A 1,877-nucleotide genomic window follows, 5' to 3' on the forward strand; every position below is an offset into this window, starting at 1 on the left:
CGCGCGCGGCGGCGCTGTATCGCGGCCTGCCCGGGGCCGATGCGCGCTACAACCTCGGCAACGCGCTGGCGCGCGCGGGCCGCTACCGCGAGGCGCTGGACGCGTATGCCGAAGCGCTGCGCGCGAATCCGCGCATGGCCGACGCGCGCGCCAATCGCGATGCGGTCGCCGCCTGGCTGCAGCGGCATCCGCCGCCGCCAGGGCAGGCGGGCGAGGGTGCGGGCACGCCGCAGGCGGGCGGCGCGCCGCCGTCTTCGCCGCCAACGTCCGACACGCACGCCGCCGCGCCGCCGCGCGGCGGGCAGGGCAGGGCACCGGCGGCGGCATCGTCGCAGCCGTCGGCGTCGACGGCCGGGCCGCAGAACGGCGGCGCGGCGCCGTCGCCGGACGCCGCCGACGCGCCGGCGCCGCGCCCCGATCCGCGCCAGCAGGCGCAGTCCGCGCGCGCCGGCGCCGCGCTGAAGCAGGCGATGGACCAGGCGCTGGCGCGCTCCGGACGCGCGCCCGACGGCAGCCACCGGCTCGGCGCAGCCGCCGATCGCGATGCCGACGAATCGCGTCTGCCCGCGCCGATGCGCGAGGCGCTGGCGCGCGTGCCCGACGATCCGGGCGGCCTGCTGCGCCGCAAGTTCCTGCTCGAATGGCAGCGTCGGCAAGGCGTCGCCGCGGATGCGGACGGGGGCAGCCCGTGAGGCGCCTCGCCGCCGCGCTGTTGCTGCTGGCACTGGCCGTGCCGTGCGCGCACGCCGCCTCCGTGCGCGCCTTCCTCGACCGCGATACCGCGCGCCTCGGCGAAACGGTGACGCTGAACGTCGAGAGCGACGCGGCCGGCGCGACGGCGCCCGACTTCGCCGCGCTGGCGCAGGATTTCACCGTGCGCGGCCGCTCCAGTTCGCGCGACGTCAGCATCGTCAACGGGCACGCCGCGACGCGCGCGCTGTGGGCGGTGGCGCTGGACCCGAAGCGCGCCGGCACGCTGACCATCCCCGCGCTCGAGGTGGACGGTGCCCGCACCCGGCCGCTGACCCTGACCGTGCTGCCGGCGCCGACCGGCGCCGAGGGCCGGGCTGGCGACGCCGTGTTCGTCGAGGCCAGCGTCGAGCCGTCGACGCCCTACGTCGGACAGCAGGTGCTGTACACGCTGCGCCTCTATTACGCGCCGAACCTGACCGACGGCGACCTCGACGAGCCGCATGCCGACGGCATCGAGGCGCGCCGCCTCGGCGACGACCTGCACTACACCGTCGAGCGCGCCGGCCGCATGTACCACGTGGTCGAGCGCCGCTACGCGCTGCTGCCCCGCGTGGCCGGGCGGCTGACCGTCCCCGGCATCGGTTTCCGCGGCCGCGCGCTGGCGCTGGACGGCAGCGACGCCTTCTTCGCCGAGGGCCAGCCGGTGGCCGCACGCTCGCAGGCGCTGGCGCTCGACGTGCGTGCGCCGCCCGCCGGCGCCGCGCAGCCGTGGCTGCCGGCGCGCGCGCTGAGTCTCGATGCCGAAGGCTGGCCGGCCGACGGCCGCCTGCGCGTCGGCGAGCCGCTGACGCTTACGCTGACGCTGAAGGCCGTCGGCCTGCCGTTCGAGGCGCTGCCGGCGCTGACCCTGCCGGCGCTGGACGGCGCCGAGGTGTATCCGGACAAACCGCAGGACGCCACGCGCGACGACGGCCAGTGGCTGACGGGCACGCGCGTGCGCAAGTTCGCGATCGTGCCGACCCGCGCCGGCACGCTGGCGCTGCCCGCGATCAGCGTGCAGTGGTGGGATACCCAGCGCGACCGCGCCGAAGTGGCGCGCGTGCCCGCGCGCACGCTGCGGGTGCTGCCCGCGGCCGGCGCCGTCGCGCCGCCGCCGGTCGCGCCGCTGGCGGCACCCGCGCGGG

General features: G+C 78.2%; 2 protein-coding genes. Both read left to right on the forward strand.

The genetic code is table 11. The features are described from left to right. Positions 1-692, forward strand: a 692-nt coding sequence (locus ABFC67_RS14495; protein ID WP_346738741.1) for a tetratricopeptide repeat protein, incomplete at its 5' end; no start/stop codon positions are given. Continuing rightward, positions 689-1,877: BatD family protein (locus ABFC67_RS14500; RefSeq protein ID WP_346738742.1), on the forward strand; the 1,189-nt coding region annotated here is incomplete at its 3' end. The genes ABFC67_RS14495 and ABFC67_RS14500, both read left to right, overlap by 4 nt.

The sequence above is a fragment of the Mizugakiibacter sp. genome (assembly GCF_039680435.1).
Lineage (GTDB): Bacteria > Pseudomonadota > Gammaproteobacteria > Xanthomonadales > Rhodanobacteraceae > Mizugakiibacter.